The organism is Bradyrhizobium sp. CCBAU 53338, from assembly GCF_015291665.1.
GTDB lineage: Bacteria > Pseudomonadota > Alphaproteobacteria > Rhizobiales > Xanthobacteraceae > Bradyrhizobium.
Genome location: NZ_CP030049.1, coordinates 355,758 through 375,750, shown reverse-complemented (window position 1 = coordinate 375,750; position 19,993 = coordinate 355,758). Strand labels below are relative to the sequence as shown.

General features: G+C 62.0%; 15 protein-coding genes and 10 pseudogenes. 12 read left to right on the top strand and 13 right to left on the bottom strand.

What is annotated here, in order from left to right:
* Together tnpB (XH90_RS35960) and XH90_RS39985 are read right to left on the bottom strand one after the other, a co-directional pair.
* Positions 1–354: an IS66 family insertion sequence element accessory protein TnpB gene (gene tnpB, locus XH90_RS35960; protein ID WP_128955119.1), complete on the bottom strand. Its 354-nt coding sequence runs from the start codon at positions 352–354 to the stop codon at positions 1–3.
* Positions 351–782 (bottom strand): transposase, encoded by a 432-nt coding sequence (locus XH90_RS39985; RefSeq protein WP_128955120.1) that lies wholly within the window; start codon positions 780–782, stop codon positions 351–353. The genes tnpB (XH90_RS35960) and XH90_RS39985 overlap by 4 nt, the downstream gene beginning before the upstream one ends.
* A gap of 438 nt (positions 783–1,220) precedes the next feature.
* On the opposite strand from XH90_RS39985, the gene XH90_RS35950 reads away from it, so the two are divergent.
* From XH90_RS35950 to XH90_RS39310, 3 genes and pseudogenes are all read left to right on the top strand, one after another.
* Positions 1,221–1,457 carry a hypothetical protein gene (locus XH90_RS35950; protein WP_210326194.1) on the top strand — a complete coding sequence of 79 codons (237 nt, stop codon included), beginning with the start codon at positions 1,221–1,223 and terminating at the stop codon, positions 1,455–1,457.
* A pseudogene (locus tag XH90_RS39980) lies at positions 1,447–3,681 on the top strand (recombinase family protein). Before XH90_RS35950 ends, XH90_RS39980 begins: the two are co-directional and overlap by 11 nt.
* Positions 3,636–3,872, top strand: coding sequence for a helix-turn-helix domain-containing protein (locus XH90_RS39310; RefSeq protein WP_232995628.1), 237 nt, complete (start codon positions 3,636–3,638; stop codon positions 3,870–3,872). The pseudogene XH90_RS39980 and the gene XH90_RS39310 overlap by 46 nt, the downstream one beginning before the upstream one ends.
* Before the next feature lie 34 nt (positions 3,873–3,906).
* On the opposite strand, the pseudogene XH90_RS35935 reads toward XH90_RS39310, so the two are convergent.
* Both XH90_RS35935 and XH90_RS35930 read right to left on the bottom strand, forming a co-directional pair.
* A pseudogene (locus XH90_RS35935) lies at positions 3,907–4,251 on the bottom strand (ATP-binding protein); the annotation flags it as partial.
* Positions 4,248–5,239 (bottom strand): annotated as a pseudogene (locus tag XH90_RS35930) (IS21 family transposase); the annotation flags it as partial. The pseudogenes XH90_RS35935 and XH90_RS35930, both read right to left, overlap by 4 nt.
* On the opposite strand from XH90_RS35930, the pseudogene XH90_RS39305 reads away from it, so the two are divergent.
* Positions 5,240–5,797 (top strand): annotated as a pseudogene (locus XH90_RS39305) (IS110 family transposase); the annotation flags it as partial.
* A gap of 331 nt (positions 5,798–6,128) precedes the next feature.
* Here the strand turns inward: XH90_RS39305 and XH90_RS35920 are convergent.
* Positions 6,129–6,488: pseudogene (locus XH90_RS35920) on the bottom strand (transposase); the annotation flags it as partial.
* Positions 6,489–6,554: 66 nt separating this feature from the next.
* Between XH90_RS35920 and XH90_RS35915 the strand changes: the two are divergent.
* The 3 genes and pseudogenes from XH90_RS35915 to tnpB (XH90_RS35905) all read left to right on the top strand — a co-directional run.
* Positions 6,555–7,478: pseudogene (locus XH90_RS35915) on the top strand (IS3 family transposase); the annotation flags it as partial.
* Positions 7,479–7,505: 27 nt separating this feature from the next.
* Positions 7,506–7,607: pseudogene (locus XH90_RS39975) on the top strand (hypothetical protein); the annotation flags it as partial.
* A gap of 430 nt (positions 7,608–8,037) precedes the next feature.
* Entirely contained in the window at positions 8,038–8,385 is a 348-nt protein-coding gene (gene tnpB / locus XH90_RS35905) for an IS66 family insertion sequence element accessory protein TnpB (RefSeq protein ID WP_128929859.1), read from the top strand.
* 535 nt (positions 8,386–8,920) lie between these two features.
* On the opposite strand, the pseudogene XH90_RS35900 reads toward tnpB (XH90_RS35905), so the two are convergent.
* The 6 genes and pseudogenes from XH90_RS35900 to XH90_RS35875 form a co-directional block, all read right to left on the bottom strand.
* A pseudogene (locus XH90_RS35900) lies at positions 8,921–10,146 on the bottom strand (IS256 family transposase).
* Positions 10,147–10,275: 129 nt separating this feature from the next.
* Positions 10,276–11,130, bottom strand: a complete 855-nt coding sequence (gene istA, locus XH90_RS35895; protein WP_194482919.1) for an IS21 family transposase — start codon at positions 11,128–11,130, stop codon at positions 10,276–10,278.
* Positions 11,131–11,466: 336 nt separating this feature from the next.
* Positions 11,467–11,706, bottom strand: a complete 240-nt coding sequence (locus XH90_RS35890; RefSeq protein ID WP_128929832.1) for a hypothetical protein — start codon at positions 11,704–11,706, stop codon at positions 11,467–11,469.
* On the bottom strand, positions 11,703–12,896 hold the full coding sequence (locus tag XH90_RS35885; protein ID WP_128929833.1) for an IS91 family transposase: 1,194 nt from the start codon (positions 12,894–12,896) through the stop codon (positions 11,703–11,705). Before XH90_RS35885 ends, XH90_RS35890 begins: the two co-directional genes overlap by 4 nt.
* A gap of 9 nt (positions 12,897–12,905) precedes the next feature.
* Entirely contained in the window at positions 12,906–13,766 is an 861-nt protein-coding gene (locus XH90_RS35880; protein WP_164935788.1) for a site-specific integrase, read from the bottom strand.
* 130 nt (positions 13,767–13,896) lie between these two features.
* A complete protein-coding gene (locus XH90_RS35875; RefSeq protein ID WP_371746382.1) occupies positions 13,897–14,028 on the bottom strand; it encodes a transposase in 132 nt (43 codons plus the stop codon).
* 166 nt (positions 14,029–14,194) lie between these two features.
* On the opposite strand from XH90_RS35875, the gene XH90_RS35870 reads away from it, so the two are divergent.
* The 5 genes and pseudogenes from XH90_RS35870 to XH90_RS35850 all read left to right on the top strand — a co-directional run.
* Positions 14,195–14,506 (top strand): transposase, encoded by a 312-nt coding sequence (locus tag XH90_RS35870; RefSeq protein WP_128929863.1) that lies wholly within the window; start codon positions 14,195–14,197, stop codon positions 14,504–14,506.
* A 280-nt stretch (positions 14,507–14,786) separates the two neighbouring features.
* Entirely contained in the window at positions 14,787–16,073 is a 1,287-nt protein-coding gene (locus XH90_RS35865) for an IS110 family transposase (RefSeq protein ID WP_371746375.1), read from the top strand.
* Positions 16,074–16,106: 33 nt separating this feature from the next.
* Positions 16,107–16,763, top strand: a complete 657-nt coding sequence (locus XH90_RS35860) for an IS3 family transposase (RefSeq protein WP_128929865.1) — start codon at positions 16,107–16,109, stop codon at positions 16,761–16,763.
* An 82-nt stretch (positions 16,764–16,845) separates the two neighbouring features.
* A complete protein-coding gene (locus XH90_RS35855; RefSeq protein WP_164934318.1) occupies positions 16,846–17,010 on the top strand; it encodes a hypothetical protein in 165 nt (54 codons plus the stop codon).
* 79 nt (positions 17,011–17,089) lie between these two features.
* Positions 17,090–17,947, top strand: a pseudogene (locus tag XH90_RS35850) (IS66 family transposase); the annotation flags it as partial.
* Between the two features lie 136 nt (positions 17,948–18,083).
* On the opposite strand, the pseudogene XH90_RS35845 reads toward XH90_RS35850, so the two are convergent.
* Both XH90_RS35845 and XH90_RS35840 read right to left on the bottom strand, forming a co-directional pair.
* Positions 18,084–18,652 (bottom strand): annotated as a pseudogene (locus tag XH90_RS35845) (IS5 family transposase); the annotation flags it as partial.
* Between the two features lie 65 nt (positions 18,653–18,717).
* Positions 18,718–19,812 (bottom strand): C45 family peptidase, encoded by a 1,095-nt coding sequence (locus XH90_RS35840; RefSeq protein ID WP_164934298.1) that lies wholly within the window; start codon positions 19,810–19,812, stop codon positions 18,718–18,720.
* Between the last annotated feature and the right edge of the window lie 181 nt (positions 19,813–19,993).

Genomic DNA, 19,993 nt, shown 5'->3' with positions numbered 1-19,993 from the left:
TCAGCCGACAACGGCCGGCTGCTTCACCGGCTTGGGCGAGACGCGCGTCCACTCGAGTCCGTCGAGCAGCATCGCGAGCTGTGTCGCAGTCAGATGCACCACGCCTTCGCGGATCGGCGGCCAGGTGAAGTGCCCCTGGTGCAACCACTTCGTCATCAGCACCATGCCGCTGCCGTCCCACGCCAGAAGCTTCACTCTGTCCGTGCGTTTGCTGCGGAACACGAAGACGTCCCCACAACACGGATTCGCACGCAGCGCTTCGCTCACCAGTGCCGACAGCGTATGCACCGACTTGCGGAAATCGACCGGCTGTGTCGCCAGCACCACCTTGAGGTCAGAGCGTAGCGCAATCACCGGATACCCCGAAGCGCCGCCAGCACGGTCGACAGCGTCGCCAGCTCAACGTCCGGCTCGACCCGGATGCGCGCCCCGTTCACCTCGATCTCGACAACTCCGCAAACCTTGGCCGGCGGCGCGGCGATCTCCAAAGGCCTCGTCTGTAGCCCGGAAATACGTTCATGCTCGCCCGCTGTCCCGCGATCGATCCCCGGACCAATTTGGATTGGCACGAAGTTCGGTGCCTTGCCCCCCACCGCCGCCGCAACTTGGCGGCGCCACACCGTAAGCAGCCCGCGCGAAACGCCATTGCGCCGCGCAACCTCGGAGATGTTCGCACCCTCCTCAAAGCTCTCCGCCACGATCCGGGCCTTCTCCTCGCTCGTCCACCGACGCCGTCGGCGCTCCCCGGTGATCACTGAGCGTGCTGCCGGTTTGATGGACACCCCGTTAAGCTAATCCCACCTTGCGCTCCATCTCGACCGAGCTGATATAGCCGATGGCCGAGTGTCCGCGGTGTTCGTTGTACAACAACGTTTGAGAACGGCCACAGGACCGTTCTTCGCGAGGTTCTTTATCGGCATCATCCATGGTTTGGGCGCCGAGTTTGCGTTCATGGAGCCGTCGACAAGGCTTTGATGTTGTTTTTCGCTGCACCTTGGACGGATCGCAAGGAGATCGTTGGCTGGAAGTGCCAGCAGGGATGTTCGACCGGACGGCATGCCCTGACGCCGAGCTTTTGACAGCTCAACCGTTTGTCAGCATCGATGCGCTTGCGGCGCTTTCTGCGCTTCTCGATCTGGCGTTGAAGGATCGAACGCCATCAGCTGCCCTGCTTTCTGGCGCATCCAGAGGCTCTCACGGTCAGAATCGGGGAGCGACTCATGTCACGCCAGACGGCAATGCCAGGGAGCGGATACCGACACAATCAACAACCGCGGCCGCAGCAGATGGATCTGTTCGGGAGCGGCCTGTCGAGCGGCGCCACCGGTGCGCCCACATGGTCGGAGCTTCCGGCGGAAGCGCAGGCGGCCCTTACGAGTCTGATGACGCAGTTGATCCTCGACCATGCCGCGACGACAGCGACGCCGCGCGCGAAGGAGGTCGGTCATGATCTCTGACAAGGTCAGGCCTCATCATCTGGAGAAGGGGATACTTTACGTGCGTCAATCCTCAGCACATCAGGTGCTACACAATCGCGAGAGCGGCGCGTTGCAATACGCCATGCGGGACCGACTGACGGCACTCGGATGGTCAGAGGTTGAAGTGATCGATGATGATCTCGGTCGCTCAGCCGCCGGCGGCGTACAACGCGCCGGCTTCGAGCGGATGGTAGCGGAGGTTTGCCTCGGTAAAGTTGGTGCGGTTTGCGCCCGCGAAGTCTCGCGCTTCGCTCGCAACAGACGGGATTGGCAGCAACTCATCGAGATGTGCCGCGTGGTCGATACCGTTCTGATCGATCAGGAGACGATCTACGCGCCAAGGCACGGTAACGATCGCCTGTTGCTCGGGCTCAAGGGCAGCCTCAACGAGTACGAGCTGGATCTGTTGCGCCAGCGCTCGCTCTCGGCCCGCTACGAGAAGGCGCGCCGGGGCGAGTTGGTTGTGGCAGCGCCCGTCGGCTTCGTGAAGGCCGGCGACCGTTATGAGAAAGATCCGGATCGGCGTGTCCAGGAGCGATCAAGCTGGTGTTCGACAAGGTCGAGGAACTCGGCAGCGCGCGACCGTTCTGCTGGCTCCACGAGTACAATCTCGATCTGCCGGTGAAGCGGACCAACGGCGCAACGGCCTGGCGGCGACCGAGCTACTCCGCCATCCACCGGATCATTGAGAACCCGGTCTACGGCGGCGCCTATGCCTATGGTAAGACGGCTGTCGCGGCGGGATACAGCGCCGTGGGTGTGAGCGTGAAGATCCGCCGCAGGCGCGGAGCGAATGGCTGGCGCTGAAGCCCAACACCCACGACGGGTATGTGAGCTGGGAGAGGTTCGAGGCGATCCGCACCATGGTCAGCAGCAACGCTCCCACCGGTCGGCATCACGGCGCGCCCAAGCATGGTGACGCGCTGCTGGCCGGTCTGATCCGGTGCAAGCGCTGCGGTCGCAAGCTCACACTCCGGTACTCCGGCATGAACCACCATATCCCGCGCTATAGCTGTAGCCGCGCCTGGATGGACAATGGCGGCCCTCACTGCATCGGCTTCGGCGGACTGCCCGTCGATGATGCAATCGAGGAAGCACTGCTTGGCGTCATCGGTCCGGGCGCTATCGCCGCCGCAACCGCTGCCGCCAAGGAAGCCAGGGGAACGGCGCGATCAGGTGCGCGATGCTCTCAGTCGCGATCTCGAAGCGGCGCGCTATGCCGCCGACCAGGCTTTTCCGGCAATACGATGCCGCTGACCCCGCGAGCCGGCTGGTGGCGGGCGAGCTTGGAGCGCGCTGGAACAGGACGCTCGCTCACGCAGCGGAGGTCGAGGGCAAAATCGCCACGCATAATGCGGCGATGCCTGCCCCCATTGCTGATCCAGCCTCGCTCGGCGTTCTGGCCTCGAACCTCAGAACGGTCTGGGATGCGCCGACGACGGATGCTCGCCTCAAGAAGCGCATTGTGCGCACCCTCATCCATGAGGTCGTAGCCGATATCGATGATGCGGCCTCCGAGATCGTCCTCGTCGTCCACTGGGTTGGCGGCGTTCACAGCGAGATACGCCTGCCCAAGCGTGAGCAAGCGCGCTATGAGGCCACTCGGGCTCGTCGGCGATATGAGGCTGTCGATCCCGACAATCGCCTGGTCGCCGGCGAGCTGGAGCGACGTTGGAATGAACGTCTGCTGGCCGTCCGCGCGCTCGAGGAAGAGCGCGGTGCACTGTTGGCCAAGCCGGAGAGTCCTCTGAGCGAGGCGGATCGCGAGCGGCTGCTTGCGCTTGGCTCCGATTTGGAGCGGGCCTGGAACAGTCCTGGGGCGACGCCTGCCACGCGCAAGGGGATCATCCGAACCTTAATCCACGAAATCGTTGTATGCGTCGGCGATGCGGCAATTGAGCTTGTGATCCACTGGCAGGGCGGCGATCACACAGCGCTAGAGACCAGAAAGAACCGCACGGGCCAACACCGCTGGAGCACATCCGCAGATGTCATCGATCTCCTGCGTGTTCTGGCACGCCAGATGCCCGACGGCACGATCGCGGCGGTCCTCGACCGAGCGGCAAGTCGACGGGGCACGGTAACAGCTGGACCCGCGCCCGCGTTCGTCACTTGCGCAACCAGCAAGCTATCGCACCCTACCGGGAAGGCGAACGCATGGAGAGAGGAGAAATTACTCTGGATGAAGCCGCCGCTGCGTTGACGGTCAGCCCATCGACGGTTCGCCGTCTGATCGCGGAGCGAAGCTTGCCCGCGCACCAGCTGTGCAAGGGCGCACCCTGGGTGATCAAGGCGCCTGATCTGGAGCACCCCGAGGTCAGGAACGCCGCGCAGGCGCGGCGCTTCCGGCGCCCGTCGTCTGGCGATCTCCGCCAAAGAGAGCTTGAACTATAATGGCATAACGAGGTGGGCAGTATGAATCGGACTCGGGCGGCCCGAACAGGAGCAAATTGGCACCCTTACCCAACCAGCTGTCACCGGCGGCGAGCGCCATCACCTGCGCCTTGGAGATCATCGGCACGGCCTCGAAGTCGAAGCCGCCGAAGGTCTTCCCAGCAGACAGCCGCGCCTCGACGAGATGGCGCTCGGTGAGCCGGCGACCGCGTTCGGCGATCTCGTGCTCGGCAATGGTGGCGAGGAAGCGGGCCGCTGGCCAACCTTCCTTGTCGGACTGCTCGGCAAATTGCGCCCACAGCACCTTGATGGCCGGGAGGCGGAGCTCGTTGAGCAACAGATTGAGGCGCGCGGTATCAACGGTATTGGCTACGCTCATGCGGCACCTCCGATCTCGGCAGTACCGATGAGGCATTCGTAGGTGGCAAGGGGGTGCGAGCTGCACCACGACGTTCGGCAGGTGGGCGGGTCAGGAGCGAAGTGAGCGCGCAGCCGGTTAGGTTCAGGCAGTCGGCCGGCCTCGAGGTCGGCGGTGAGCTGATCGGCGAGTTCGGTCTCGCAGCCGCGTTCATGAGCGAGCGCGAGGAGATCGACCATGATCCGGCAGGCTTTTTTGTCCGGCAAGCGTTCGCGCAACCGATCGAAGGTCTTCCAATAGGCATCGCGCGGGAACAGCCGATCTCGGTAGACCAGATTGAGAAGCGCCATCGGCTTGCGCCGCAGGGAATGGATCACGTGCCGATAATCTCGAGACGATCATCGTAAAGGCGCACCCGCAGCCGGTGACCGATCAGGCGCGATGGCACCGTGTAGAACACCTTGCGCAGGGTGAAGCCGCCGGACGATGTCACGCGGACGATCACCTCTTCGTAGTCGGAGGTGCGCCGATCGGGCAGCTCCTGCAACACCACGCGCTCGCTATCGATCCGCTTGGCGTTGCGGGCATTGCGGCGGCTGACGATCTCGTCGATGAAGCCGCGATAGGTGGCAAGATCGTCGAAGTCGACAGTTCCGCGCAGCAGCAAGGCATCCGCGATTGCTCGCTTCAGATGACCGTGGGGCCCTTCGATCGAATCATTCTCGTGAGCAACGCCTCGATTGTTGCGGGAATGCCCCATGCCGTAATGGGCACAAAGGGCCTCGTATCGCTGCGTCAGATCATCCCGAGCATGGCAATCGAGATTGCGGAATGCGGCCGACAGGCTGTCGGTCCGATGCTCCCGCGGCGCCCCACCGAGCGACCAGAGGGCATTCTGCAGGCCTTCGGCCAGGGCAACGAAGCTCTCACCGCCAAGCACGACGTGGGCGTGCGCGAACCCGCAATAGGCCAAACGGACGTGATAGAGACGATGATCCAGCGGTGCGCCGATTTGTCGCCAGTGATGCGTCGCCTGGTGGGCGCTCGCTTCGCCGATCTCCGCCGCCTCGAAGAACGGATCCGCGAATTGACACAGGAGATCGAAGCGGTTGCCGATCGAGAGGACGTCACCCGCCGGCTGATGACAATTCCTGGTATCGGCGCATTGGGTGCGACCGCCGTACTTGCCGCGATCGGTGATGGGCTGCAGTTTCGCAAGGCCCGCGACCTTGCTGCCTGGCTGGGGTTAGTGCCCAGGCAATACTCGAGCGGCGGAAAACAGACGTTGCTTGGCGTCAGCAAACGCGGCAACCGTTATCTGAGAAAGCTTTTGGTGCAGGGCGCGCGATCCTGCTTCCGGCATTTGGACCGGACGCGCGATCGCCTAGGAAGCTGGCTCGACGGGCTCCAGGCTCGGATGCATCCGAACAAGGCCGTTGTCGCTCTAGCCGCCAAGATGGCCCGCATTGTGTGGGTGGTCTTGAACAAGCCCGGAGCACTCTACGAACGCAGAGATCCTGCCTTGCCTGACGCTTCTGGCTTCGATTGCAAGGCTCGGGAACAGTGATGACGAAACAGTGGATCAACATGCCGTAAGCCCTGTGCAAAAAAGCGGGCTTCCTGCCCGAACTATTTATTGGGAACGGCGTGCGCGGATCTCATCATGGCGTGGCTGCAACAGCAGTCCACTCGCGAGAGGCCGGATACATTTATGCAACTGGAAGCGCTGCATCGCGAATCCGTGCCAGATGGTCGGCTCGAGGACACGCCTGATCAATCAGACGCGGGCTTTCTGCCTCGAGTACGGTGTACCTTTGCGTCAGGGTGCCGGAATATTCAATCTCGAGTTGCCGCGCGTTTGAATGACGAAGGAAACGCGCTTGAAGATCCACTTGGTCCTCCTCCTTCACGGCAACGAAGCGCATTGTCGGTCGCGTAGCGGCCTCAGCGATCGCCTCGGCGTCGATGATATCGTTCTTGTTTGACTTCACGTAGGGCTTCACGAATTGCACGGGGATCAGGCGCACCTTGTGACCAAGTGCCTGTATCTTCCGGGCGAGCCACTGTGGACCGACGCAGGATTCCATGCCAACTATGCTTGGTTGTGCGCGCGCAAAGAACTGAAGAAGGGTGTCCCCTCGAAAGCGAAATTTCTGAACAGGTGTGCCGTCGCAGCTCAGGCCAACGACGTGGAATAGGTTCTTGCCAATGTCGATTCCATAGACAGCCGCGGGTCGCGGCAAATTGCGATCGGCCATGATACTCTCCTCTTTAGTCTGCCCTTCCTATGATGAGGGAGGAGGACGGGGCGGTCCATCCCATTAATGGTGACGCCCGCGGGCAAGCGGAAAGCTGTCGCGTATCTCATGGTTGCCCACGGGATGAGCGAACGGCGGGCGTGTAAAGCCATCGGCTGCTGCCGCATGACCATCAGATATCTGACAATCCGGGCGGACGATGCCGTCCTACGGCAGCGCATGCGGGCGATCGCCCACGAACGCCGTCGTTTTTGTTTGTCGGCGCCTGCACGTGCTGCTCAACCGGGAGGGCTACCTGGTCAAACCACAAGAAGCTGTTCCGGGGAAGAGAGGCTTGCGGTACGCCGCCGCGGCGGCCGCAAGCGGGCCGCCCTTGGGACCCGGGCGCCAATGACGGTGCCGATGGCCCGCAACGATCGCTGGTTGCTCGACTTCGTGTCGGATCAGCTGACCTGCGGCCGCCGCTTCAGCGTCCTCACCGTGGTCGATGACTGCACCCGCGAGTGCTTGGCGCTAGTCGCCGATACCTCGCTCTCCGGCATCCGCGTGGCGCGGGAACTGGACCGGCTGATGTTCGAGCGCGGCGAGCCCAGGATGGTGGTCAGCGACAACGGCACCGAGCTCACCAGCAACGCCATCCTGACATGGGCCGATCAAAGCCCCGTCGGTTGGCATTACATCGCGCCGGGCAAGCCCATGCAGAATGCGTTCATCGAGCGCTTCAATGGCCGGCTGCGGGACGAACTGCTCAACGAGACGCTGTTCACGTCACTGGCGCAGGCCCTCGTCGCGCTCGGATGCGGGCGGGCCCACTACAACGACGCACGACCACACTCTCAGCTCGGATGGAAAACGCCGTCCGAGTTCGCCGACACCTGCCATCCGCGACGGGATCTGGCGCTGTGCGTTATGCCGAAGGCTCTGCGCCAGCTCCCGTCGCTCCCCCAACTGGGCAAATCCAACGACCGGGGCGAACTCAGGGCTGGATAAAACTTGGGGCAAGGTCAGCACGTGCGGATGCAGGTCAATGTGTTGGGTGCCGAGCGTCGGCGGCGATGGAGTTACGACGAGAAGGTCCGTCTGTCGAGGAGACGTTTGCAGGCCGGCGAGACGGTCTGCGGCGTCGCGCGCCGGCATGGGGTGGCTCACGACTTCCAGCTCTTCGAACGTCAGCGCCAACTGCGCTTGCGGGTAAATCCGCGCACCGTCGTCGGTTTGCCACAGCCTCTTCCGCCGCCAGCTCGTCCCCGGTGGCGTCAGATCTGACGCTTTAGCTTGGCGATCTGCAACTTCTGCTGCGCAATCAGTGCCTCGCATAGCTTGCTGTTCCGGCAGGCGCGCCAAGCCGCCTGGGCGGTGATGCGGTGCCAGCTCTGGTTCCTGTCGAGATCACACGTGCACCGGCATCGATCAGCACGTCGCAACTGGCGTCTTCGCCTCCTAAGCAACGCGCAACGGCTGGAATCATCGAGATCGAGCTTAGCGGCGGCTGTCGTGTTCGCGTTGATCGCGACGAGCTGCAGCGGGTTTTTGAGCTTCTGCGACGACGATGATCCCGCTCCCGAGCGGCGTCAGGGTATGGATCGCGACTGGCCACACCGACATGCGTCGGGCCATGCAAAGTTTGGCGCTTGCGGTTCAGGAAAGCTTGGAGCGCGATCCCCATGCCGGCGATCTCTATATCTTATGGGGCCGCCGCGGCCTTCTGGTCAAGATTCTCTCGCATGACGGCTTGGGCATGTCGCTCTATGCCAAGCGCCTGGATCACGGCAGGTTCATCTGGCCGTCGACGTCGGTCGGCGCGGTGTCGATCTCGGCAGCGCAAATGGCTTACATGCTCGAGGGCATCGACTGGTGGACTCCCCAACTGAGCTGGCGGCCGCAGAGCGGGGGCTAATCCAGGAAAATCCTCATATTGCCGACATTTGGGAGTCCCAATGCATTCAATCTGTGATTCACTGCGTCGCATGAATGCGGATCGCGACGCCGCTCCGGATGACGTTGCCGCCCTGAAGGCGGCGCCGGCAGCCGAGCGCGCTAAGGGTACGGAGATCGCCGCCGAGCTCGCGGTCGCCCGTGCGAAAGCGTCGGAAGACGCGCCGAGTGGCCAGACCTTCCCGGAGCACCTGAACTCAGGACTGGATAACACTTGGGGGCGAGGTCACGATAAATGTCAGTGGCTAGTTTGATGATGTTGTCGCAGCCGCTACCGCCGGGAATGTCCGAAGTTTTGTGTAAGCGATTTCTGTGAAGGTGGGTTTTGCGTTTGAGACATTGAAAGCTGGCATCGACGGCATGGCCGATAATTCTGCTTGGCCGGACCGAGCGGTCAAGCCCCGAAGCCGCGCAGCGGCGCGCCGCAGGCGCGGGGCTTGACGGCGAAGGTTCGGTCCAAACGATCATGGTCGGCGCCGTGATGTCGGTTGTGATCATCAGCGCGCTGTTCCGGGAAACCGCGCGCCGAAGTGGATGGCGAACTGCCCCATCGCGGCAGTCCATTCAACCGGTCGCCGCCAATAAACGCCAGCGTTCCTGAGGGCGAGATACAACAGCTTGAGCGCCGCCTCGTCGGTCGGGAAGCTGCCGCGGGTCTTGATGATCTTGCGCAGCGAACGATGTAGCGCCTCGACCCCGTTTGTCGTGTAGATCATCTTTCGGATGCCAGGCGCGAAGGCGAAGAACGGCACTACGTGCTCCCACGCTTTGCGCCAGATCTGGCCAATGGCGGGATAGCGCTTGCCCCATTCGGCCTCGAACTCGGCAAGCCTCAGCGCCGCCGCGTCGGCACTCTCAGCCCGATAGATCGCCTTTCGAGGGCAGGATCGCCTTGCGGTCCTTCCAGGAGACGAAGGCAAGGCTGTTACGGATCAGGTGCACGATGCAGGTCTGCACCAGCGTCTGCGGGTAGACCGATGTGATCGCCTCGGGAAACCCCTTCAGCTCGTCGACGACGGCAATCAGGATATCGTTGACGCCGCGCGCCTTGAGTTCGTTGACGACCCGCAGCCAGAATTTGGCGCCCTCGGTCTGCTCGATCCAGAGCCCGAGCGTCCTTCTCGCCATCGGCATTGTAGGCGAGCGCAACGTAGACCGCCTTGTTCTTGACCAGCCCTTCGTCGCGTATCTTGACCCGCAGCGCGTCAAAAAAGACGATTGGGTACACGGCGTCGAGCGGCCGGCTCTGGCATTCCCGGACCTCATCGAGGACGGCGTCGGCCACCCGGCTAATGAGATCGGGCGAGACCTCGGCGCCTTAGAGCTCGGCCAGGTGGCCCTGGATCTCCCGCACCGTCATGCCGCGGGCATAGAGGCTCAGGATCTTGTCGTCGAAACCATCGAACCGGGTCTGCCCCTTGGCGGTCAACTGCGGCTCGAAGCTGCCGGCCCGATCGCGAGGCACGGTAATCTCGATCTCGCCATCCTCCGTCAGGATCGTCTTCGAGCTTGTCCCGTTGCGGCTGTTGCCTGAGCCCCGGCCGGCAGGATCACCCTTCTCGTAGCCCAAATGCTCGGTCAGCTCGGCTCCAAGTGCGCGCTCGATCAAGGCCTTCTTGAGCTGCTTGAACAGCCCATTCTCGCCGGTCAGGTTTTCGGGCTTGCTGTAGTTCGCAAGAAGCTGGTCCAGCAGTTCAGGGGTAATCGTCGTATCGGTGGTCATGTGAGTCTCCAATTAAGGTAAACTCACAGAAACCTCCTTACACATCGTTCCGGACACCCTCCTACCGCCCCGCTCGCAGAGGAGGTCCGTAACGCACAGAGCCGTGGCACGAGCCACTATCGGTCGCAGCTATTTTATCAGACAAGACTCTGCATAAGAGTCGTTGAGGTCCGCGATCGCCTTGCGGATGGCCCCGTTGAGTTCGTCAAGCGAGAAGAAGCGCCGGTTCCGCAGCCGCGCCAGCACAAACCGCTGGACGATCTGCACCGCCACTTCCACCTTCGCCTTGTCGCGTGGTTTGCGCGGACGCGTGGGCAGGATCGCGGTGCCGTAGTGCTCGGCCAGCTCCTGGTAGGTGCGGTTGATGCCCGGCTCATAGCGACAGGTGGCGGTGACGCCGGCCTTCAGATTGTCGCAGACGATCGCCTTCGGCACGCCGCCGATCGCGCGCAACGTATTGGCGTGCAGCCCGATCCAGTCGGCCAGCCCTTCCGACCAACGCGCCTCGGCAAAGGTGTAGTTGGATGCTCCTAGCACCGCGACGAAGACATGGGCCAGCCGCTGCGCGCCGGTCGCGGCGTCGAACACCGGCACCGTGTCGCCCGCGAAGTCGACGAACAGCTTCTCTCCAGGCCCATGCGTCTGCCGCATGGTCGGCGAGATCGCCTCGCTCCATTCCCGGTAGAGATCGCAAAACCGGCTGTAGCCATAGCCGTCGGCGTGCTCCGCGCGATATTCCTCCCACAACAGGAGCAACGTCACGCTGCGCCGCTTCAGCTCCCGGTGCACCGCCTTCCAGTCGGGCAACGGCCGCGCCGGCTTCTCCTCGAATGTCGGCGGCGTGAACAGCCGGCGCTCGAGTTCGCCGTCGTCCATCCCTTCCGGCACCGGCCAGGTGATGCCGATCACGGCAGCCCGCCGCAGATACTCGCCAACCGTCGATCGGCTGATGCCGACCGTGACGGCGATCTGCCGCTCGCTCACGCCAAGGGCGTGCCGCAGTCTCAAAACTTCTCGAACCTTCCGCATCGGCGCTCTCTCGGCGGGCATCAGACCTTCCCTTGCTTGGTCGCAAAGGTGGGCTGGTCCGCGATTCGATCGCCGTCTTCGAGAGCGTCAGGCGGTCTCAACAGGGTGGCCGGCTTCGATCGGAATGGGTGGCCGACTTCCGTCGGAATCGGTGGCCGGATTGCGTCGGAATACTGGAGGGTTCAAATAGGTCCCGCGTCGCAGATCTCGCCGCAAGTCCAGCGCGGGACCTATTTGAAGCTGGATTGAACGAAGCCGCGTCTTGTGAGCGAGGACCTATGGGGGCTCGATCTAGGCGCCGGTAGGCGCGATTGACCCGATGTCGGGCCCGCGAGCGAGTGTGGCCGCAGATTGCCGTTGATATTGGCAGCAGAGGATGCCGGCGTCGATAGCGTCGAACGGCGCGTCAAGCCCAAGCGGCTGACTATCGCCCGTTCGCCGCGCGTTGTGAGCGTGCTTGATCGTTCCGACGGAGAACGTCGGCATGGCGATGCCTGCAGTGGGAGCGAACAAGTCGAGGTAGTCGGTCATGATGTATCGCAGCGAGGTGCTGCGCGTCGCGGCGTTTGCGCACGCGGCACAGGCCCAATCTCGACCATGCGGCCTCCGCAGATGGGGCACAAGTCGAGGCGGTGACCAATGAGGATGGCGCAGCGCTCACGATAGTCGACAGCTTCGGCAGGCGGAGGCGGCTCTGGCGCCTTTAGCGCCGCTCGGATGCGCGCGAGTTTGGCGACGCGGCAGGCGTTCGCCAGGAAGCCAAAATGACGGATGCGGCGAAACCCCTTCGGCAATACGTGGAGCAGAAAGCGACGAAGGAACTCCTCAGTGTCGAGCGTCATCACTTTGGATCTGTTGCCAGCGCGATAATCCTTCCACCGGAAGCGGACGTGGCCCTGGTCACAGGTAAGGAGCCGGCCGTTGGCGATTGCAACGCGATGGGTGTAGCGCCCGAGATAGGCCAGAACCTGTTCTGGTCCGCCGAAGGGACGCTTGGCGTAGACGACCCACTCGACCTTGCGGAGGGCGGTTAGATGGCGGGCGAATGCCGCTGGCTCGACGAGGTGCGCGAGATGGCCGAAGAACTGGAGCTTGGTGCCATTGAACGCCGCCTGCAGGCGCTCCAGGAACAGCCGACGATACAATCGTGACAGGACGCGAACGGGAAGGAAGAAGCCGGGGCGACAATGAACCCAGCTTCCATCAGGGGCGATCCCGCCGCCTGGCACGAGGCAATGGGCATGCGGATGATGCGTCAGGGTCTGGCCCCAGGTATGGAGAATGGCGATCATCCCGGTCTCGGCACCGAGATGCTTCGGGTCGGCGCTGATGAGACGGATCGTCTCGGCTGCTGCCTTGAGCAGGATGTCGTAGACCGCCGTCTTGTTCTGCAGCGCGATGGCGGCCACCGGCGCCGGCACGGTGAAGACGACATGGAAATAGGGGACCGGCAGCAGGTCGGCCTGGCGCTCGGCGAGCCATTGGGCGCGCGCGAGCGCTTGGCACTTTGGACAGTGCCGATCGCGACAGCTGTTATAGGCGACGCGGACCAGGCCGCAGTCGTCGCACCGCTCGACGTGGCCGCCGAGCGTCGCTGTGCGACACGCCTCGATGGCCGCCATCACACGGCGCTGATCGGAGGACAGCCGAGGACCCTGCGCGGCACGGAAGGCGCCGCCGTGGCGGCGGAGGATGTCCGCCACCTCGAGCACGGGGCGCATATGCGCAGCTCAGTCGGGTGGGATCACCCTGACGGAGAGTCCATCGAATGGGCTGGTCGTGCGGGCGAGCAGGTTGGTCGCAACCTGAGCGTAGCGCGCGGTCGATCCCAGGTCGGCATGTCCGAGCAGAACTTGAATGATGCGAATGTCGATCCCGCTTTCCAGGAGATGGGTCGCAAACGAGTGCCGGAGCGTATGGACAGTAATCGGCTTGGCAAGCCGAGCGCGGCGGCGGGCGGCGCGGCAGGCCGCCTGGACGCAGCGGACGCTGACATGTTCACTTGGGTCTTGGCCTGGAAATAGCCACAGCCCCGGTCGGGCTCGCATCCAGTACGTACGCAGAATCTCCAGCAGTCGCGGAGAAAGCATCGCGTAACGATCCCTGCCGCCCTTACCGTTCTCGATGTGGATCAACATTCGCTTGCTGTCGATCGAGCTCACCTTCAGGCGGACGACTTCACTAACCCGTAAGCCAGCCGCATAAGCCGTCGCCAGCACGACGCGATTGCGCACCCCTGTAACCGCGTCCAGGAAGCGCTCGATCTCTTCGGCACTAAGCACGAGCGGGAGCTTGTCGGGCTTCTGGCCACCAATGATCCGCTCGAATGCCTCCGTCTGCCCGAGTGTGACGCCGTAGAAGAACCGCAGCGCGCAGGCCACCTGATTGATGTGGGACCACGAGCGCTTTTGGCCGATGAGATGTAGTTGGTAGGCGCGGACCTGCTCGAAACTCAACCGGTCCGGGGCATAGCCGAAATGGCGGCTAAACTTTGCGATCGCATAGATATAGGATTGTTGAGTCGACGGCGACAGATTGCGGACCGTCATGTCCTCGATCATGCGCTGCCGAAGAGGGCTCATCGTAGCCATCTGGGTCTCCTGTCTTGAGAGGGGTGGTGCGAAGACCAACATCCTCTCAGACAGGACACCTCAGTTCAGCAGGTTTGCCCCCTACTGCCGCGTAGCGGGTTCGTTCAATCAGTGGCCGGCTTGCATCGGATTACGCATGCTGGGGCCGGCAGCCATGGCGACGGGCGACGTCTGTGACAACCGCCCCCAGCTCGAGGCTTTCCGCGGCAATCTGTGCCTTCAATTCATCCGGCCACCGCTTGCGACCTGCGCCAGCGAACACTTCAATACGCGGTGACAACGGTCGTCTTATGGTAAGCGCGAATTTCTCCGCACCTTTTGCTTTTGAGTGCCGTGATGCATGAGGTGTCCACCAAAATAGGTGGACACTGAACCTCCTCCGAATGAGTGGACACCTGTAGTAGGCTCGTTGAGCCCGGAGGTGTCGAATGGAACGTCAACGTCGGTCGTTTACCGAGGATTACAAGCGTCGGGCCGCCGAACTGGTCGCGTCGAGCGGTCGCTCGATCGGGTCGGTTGCTAAGGAGCTCGGTCTGCGGGATTCGGTGCTGCGACGGTGGGTAGATAAGCTCCGGCAGGAGCCGGGATCGGCGGCGTGGCGACCCACCACGCAGGCGACGCCGATGCCGGCGGACCAGGCTTCGGAGATCGCCCGCCTACGTCAGGAGAACGAACGGCTGCGCATGGAGCGCGACATTTTAAAAAACTGTCCAGCGTCGTGGCGCGCCTGCGCGGAATAGAAACAGCCTTGTGCTATCCTTTAGCTCGGAGGGTAGCGGCCGTCAGCTTATTGGAGGCGCTGTCCCCGTTAAAAAACGTGGTCCATGGGCGCATGCGGACTTGAGAGTGGTGACGCCGTTTCGACGGCGATCCCGATTAGGAAGATGACAAATTGGCATAGCCCTGACCCTCCAGCCCATCATCGGACGGAGGAGTTGCGATGCCTAACAGGACAACCGACCGCGGCCCGGACCTAAAGCTGGTCAACCTCGGCGCGGCCCTATCGATATCGGATCAAAGATGCACATGGCCGCGGTAAACCCGGCCTGCACCGACAAGCCAGTGCGTGCATTCGGCACATTCACGCAAGACCTGCATGAACTGGCGGACTGGTTCAAGATGTGCGGCGTGACCAGTGTCGCGATGGAATCCACTGGGGTCTATTGGATCCCAGTCTACGAGATCTTAGAACAGCGCGGGTTTGAGGTCATTCTGGTCAACGCGCGGTACGCCAAGAATGTACCTGGCCGTAAAACCGATCTCAGCGATGCCGCTTGGTTACGCCAGCTCCACTCCTATGGCCTGTTACGGGGCAGCTTCCGACCCGATGCCGAGATCGCAACGTTGCGAGCCTATCTACGCCAGCGCGAGCGGCTCGTGGAATATGCTGCCGCCCATATCCAACATATGCAAAAGGCTCTGATGGAGATGAACCTGCAGCTCCATCATGTTGTGTCGGATATCACCGGCGCGACCGGCATGCGGATTATCCGAGCCATTGTTGCAGGCGAACGCAATCCCGACGTCCCGGCAACCTATCGGGACGTGCGCTGCCACTCATCGATCGAGACGATCCGCGCAGCGCTCGTAGGCAATGACCGCCACGAACATGTTTTCGCGTTAGCTCAATCACTGGAGCTCTACGACGTTTATCAGGCAAAGATGCTCGACTGTGATCGCAAGCTCGAAGTCCTGATCAGTGCATTGAACACCAAAGGAGCAAGACCGGTCGGAAACCTAGCCAAGCCGCGCGTAAAGACCAAGCAGGTCAACACCCCCACCTTCGATGTCAGGACCGCACTGTACAGAGTGCGGGGCGTCGATTTGACTGAGATCCACGGGTTGGGTCCGTCGCTCGCATTGAAGCTCATTGGCGAGTGCGGTATCGATCTAACGGCATGGCCGAGCGCCAAACACTTCACTTCCTGGCTCTGCCTCGCACCCGGCAACAAGATCTCCGGCGGCAAGGTGCTGTCTTCGCGCACACGGAGATCTTCAAGTCGCGCAGCTGCGTTGTTGCGTTTGGCAGCCACAACCGTGGGGCGGAGCGAGACAGCGCTGGGAGCATTCTATCGCCGGTTGTCAGCACGTGCGGGTAAATCGAAGGCGGTGACGGCGACGGCTCGCAAGATTGCGGTTTTATTCTACAACACACTCCGGCACGGCATGAGCTACAAGGATCCTGGCGCCGACCAATATGAGCAGCAATATCGTAGCCGCGTCCTCGCCAACCTACAGCGCCGGGCGAAATCGCTAGGCTTCGTGTTGCAGGCCATCCCGGGCGACGCCAATCCGGCTGTTTCTTAGGAAGTCGATCGCGATCTTCGTCGGAACCCGGACATGAGCTTCCGCTTCATCGAAGACCATCGCGAGACCTATCCGGTCCGCCTGATGTGCGCCGTGCTCGAGGTCTCGCCGGCCGGCTATTACGCCCGGCGCGAGCGCCCGGTGAGCGAGCGGGCAAAATCAAATGCCACGCTCCGGGCAGCGATCCGGCTGGTCCATCAAGACAGCAGCGGACGCTACGGCAGCCCCCGCGTCCATGCCGCCCTGCGGGCGCAGGGCCGTGGTCCCAGTCGCGGTCGAATTGAACGGATGATGCGTCGGTACGGTATTCGCGCCATCATGGCACCGCCGCGCCGTGTGCGCACCACCGACAGCCGCCACGGTCTGCCGATCGCACCGAACCTGATCGCGCGGGACTTCACCGCGGAAGACCCGAACCGGGTCTGGCTCGCCGATATCACCTATATTCCGACCGCTGAAGGTTGGCTGTATCTGGCGGCCGTCATGGACCTGTTCAGCCGAAAGATCGTCGGCTGGGCCATGCGGGATCATATGCAGGTCGAACTTGCATCTGCCGCCCTGACGATGGCGATCCAGCAGCAACTCGCGCTCAAGTCCAGAGCGATATCTTCGCCTTCATCGAGGGCTTCTACAACCGAACCAGGCTCCATTCCGCCATCGGATATATCCCCCCGATCGAAATGGAGCTAAAAGCCGCTTAACCCGTCCACTTTTTCGAGGGAAGATCAGGATCGCTTATTATGGGCAATACACCCGCTCAGCGCTTTATCCGTTGGCGCGCTACATCAACCAGACGTTAGGTATTTGGTTGAAGCGAAAGTACAAGCGCTTCCATCACCGTTTAGGACGCGCGCGTCTCTTCCTGGAGAAGATCGTGCGTGAGAACCGCAGGCTCTTTGTGCATTGGCAACTCGGCGGTGGCGGCAAGCTTGCCTGATGGGAGCCGGGTGAGGCGAGAGTCTCACGCCCGGTTCTGCGAGAGGCTGGAGGTGAAATCCCTCCGGCCTACTCACCCCACCATCCGGATCCTGGCGAAGGGCAAATGCACGACCGGCCGGATCTGGACGTATGTGCGGGATGACCGGCCGTTCGCCGGGCCTGCGCCGCCGGCGGCGGTCTATTATGCCTCGGGCAACCGACGGGGCGAACATCCTCAGAGGCATCTGGCCGCCTTCGCCGGCATTCTGCAGGCGGATTGCTATGGCGGCTTCGAGCCGTTGTTCGATCCAAAAAGGAAAGCAATGCCGATCACTCCGGCATTTTGCCTGGCCCATGCGCGGCGGGGATTCTTCGAGCTGGCTGACATCGAGAAAGCCGCCCGGGAAGGCAAGGGCAAACCGGTCTCCCCGATCGCGCTGGAGGCGGTCAGGCGTCTTGACGCCCTGTTCGAGATCGAGCGCGCCATCAACGGCCGTGGTGCCGACGAGCGGCGTGCTGTGCGCCAGGAGCGGAGCAAGCCGCTGCTCGACGACATGCACGCCTGGCTGCTCCGCGAGCGAGAAAGCCTCTCCCGCTCCGCCGAGGTCCTGAAGCCCATGAACTACATGCTCAAGCGCTGGGACGGCTTCGTCCGCTTCCTCGACGATGGCAGGATCTGCTTGATCAACAATTGCGCTGAGCGTGCATTGAGAGGCATTGCCTTGGGAAGGCGCAACTGGACCTTCGCTGGCAGCCAACGTGGCGCCGACCGTGCCGCTATCATGCTGACGATGATCACGACCTGTCGCCTCAACGACGTCGATCCCAAGGCTTGGCTCGCCGACGTCCTCGCCCGGATCGCCGATCTTCCCACCTCGCGTCTGCGCGAACTGCTGCCCTGGGAATGGAAGCTCCTTCACCAAGCCGGCAAGTCCGCCGATCAGCAAGCCGCCTGACCTTCACGCAACGCCATCGTAGAACTCGCCGTGCTCGCGCGCATGCGTCAATCAGGCGGCCTTCGTCGTATGCGTACGCTCCTCAAGCGGTGGAATTGGTGAAAGCTCCTGTCGCGGCTTAGCCCCGGCGGATACCGACAGGCTTGGCACCACGATCGATGATTTCGGCGCGAAAGCCGTCGCCGTCGTACCCTTTGTCACCAATGAGGGCAGACATCGGTGGCGCGAGTTCCAAAAGGGCCGGCGCTGCGGCTATATCTGCATCCTGGCCTGGAGTGAGATGAAATGCGCAAGGTCTGCAGTCAGGGTCGCTCAGCGCATGGATTTTCGTGGTCCGCCCACCGCGCGAGTGGCCGATCGCTTGTTCATGCTCCCCCCCTTTTCCGCCGCTCGCCGAGCGATGCGCTTGATCGAGGTGGAGTCGATGGATAAAGTCACGCCGTCCTTGCCACAGCGGGCGAGCGCTTCAAAGATCGCCTGCCAATGTCCACGCTTGGCCGAGCGATTGAACCGATTGTAGATCGTTGTGTAAGGACCGTAGTCGGGCGGACAATCGCGCCAGCGTGCGCCGCACTGAAGCATGTGAATGATACCGCTGATGATGCGCCGATCGTCATCGCGCGCCGGGCCGGTCTGGTTCATCGGCAGATGCGGCTCTATCTGAGCCCACTGCTTGTCGTTAAGCCAAAACAGCCCTTTGCGCATCGAAGTCCCCCGTGCCGAATCAACTCGGTGCGAGGGAATCAGAACCGGCTAATTAGGTACAGACCCTAAATCCAAAGATCAAATCGCTCAAGCGGCGCGCTGCACGGGGGTCCGTCAGTGGCGAACAAAACACGCTTGCTTAGATCCATAATGATGGCGGAAAGGGTACTATTCGGATACTGCGTATCCTGGTTCGGGTGACAGCAAATGGATGCCGGGTAAGAGAAATGGTCTTTGAGGCCCAACAAAATATGATCCACATCCACCTGCCCGAGCCTTGAGCGCAGATGTCGACCAAAGCGACGGGACCGAAACGGACTGTCGGGCACAAAGCGCTCCCATTCTGAAGGTATTCGTGTTCCCGGCTCAAAATGATTTGCGTGTGAAATTACCCCATCCTCAGGATAAATGTACCGTTTGTCATTGGGGGAGCTCTCAATGTTGATAATCTCGCCATCAGCATGGCCAATCAGGTAGTTCATAGAGATGTTTCGATCAGCGCGGATAATCGCGCTTATCGCGCGGTCGAATGTCGGCGCCTGAAGGATGGACCGGCACCTCAGCTTAAACGGGGCGGTCATGAGTGCCGAGCCATCAATAGGCGAAACCAAGCTGTTGCAGACTAGCCCGATCCCAGCTTCATTCAGTCCCGCTATGGGGCCGGCGCAGCCTGCTTCGAAGATGCCCAGCCATTGCGGGTTAGCGGGCGTCACTACTTTGCCTACAAAAAGGGTGCCCCGAACTGCCGCTTGCCCATCGATCGTTTGCGCCAGCATTGTTGTATTTTGCGCGGTTACCTCGGGCATTAATCCGGCAGACGTGCAGCCATCCAAAATCCCATACGATAGATCGGCGGCTCGACGTGCCATCAGGCGTAGCCAAATCTCATGCCGGACGTTAAGCATCACAACCGTATAGAGGGGCATAAAGGCAGCGTCGGCAATTCCCCTCAGCTCTTCAACGTAGTCGGGTCGTAGATCTTCAAGGAAGCGCAACCAACCAGTTGCTTCAGCTTGAATTTGCGCAAGATTAGTTCCGTTAGCGCAAAAGCGTTTTAAATAAAAGTCAGCATTGGCCGCGATTTCCGATCGCATCAGCTCTCCTTGCTGCTGTCCCCTTTCGCGGGGTATCGCAGTAAAGACGGTAAGCTTAAGACTCATTGAAAGATCTCCTTGCATTGGTATGTCCGCTTCTACGCGGTGGGCGGAGCGACGCGATAACTCGGATCGAAGTCGTGAGCCTTGTACGGTGACCCGGATGGTGTATAGAGATCCGATGGAGAGGCTGCTGGTAGCTGAAGTGCTTGGCACGCTCATTAACTCACAAGCGTATGGCATCTAG

What these genes read in the sequence shown, in the direction of transcription:
- XH90_RS35950 (WP_210326194.1), top strand. Translation starts at nt 1,221, where the DNA reads ATGTCACGCCAGACGGCAATGCCAGGGAGCGGATACCGACACAATCAA.
- XH90_RS39310 (WP_232995628.1), top strand. Translation starts at nt 3,636, where the DNA reads ATGGAGAGAGGAGAAATTACTCTGGATGAAGCCGCCGCTGCGTTGACG.
- tnpB (WP_128929859.1), top strand. Translation starts at nt 8,038, where the DNA reads ATGATCCCGCTCCCGAGCGGCGTCAGGGTATGGATCGCGACTGGCCAC.
- XH90_RS35890 (WP_128929832.1), bottom strand. Translation starts at nt 11,706, where the DNA reads ATGACCGACTACCTCGACTTGTTCGCTCCCACTGCAGGCATCGCCATG.
- XH90_RS35885 (WP_128929833.1), bottom strand. Translation starts at nt 12,896, where the DNA reads ATGCGCCCCGTGCTCGAGGTGGCGGACATCCTCCGCCGCCACGGCGGC.
- XH90_RS35880 (WP_164935788.1), bottom strand. Translation starts at nt 13,766, where the DNA reads ATGGCTACGATGAGCCCTCTTCGGCAGCGCATGATCGAGGACATGACG.
- XH90_RS35870 (WP_128929863.1), top strand. Translation starts at nt 14,195, where the DNA reads ATGGAACGTCAACGTCGGTCGTTTACCGAGGATTACAAGCGTCGGGCC.
- XH90_RS35865 (WP_371746375.1), top strand. Translation starts at nt 14,787, where the DNA reads ATGCACATGGCCGCGGTAAACCCGGCCTGCACCGACAAGCCAGTGCGT.
- XH90_RS35860 (WP_128929865.1), top strand. Translation starts at nt 16,107, where the DNA reads ATGAGCTTCCGCTTCATCGAAGACCATCGCGAGACCTATCCGGTCCGC.
- XH90_RS35840 (WP_164934298.1), bottom strand. Translation starts at nt 19,812, where the DNA reads ATGAGTCTTAAGCTTACCGTCTTTACTGCGATACCCCGCGAAAGGGGA.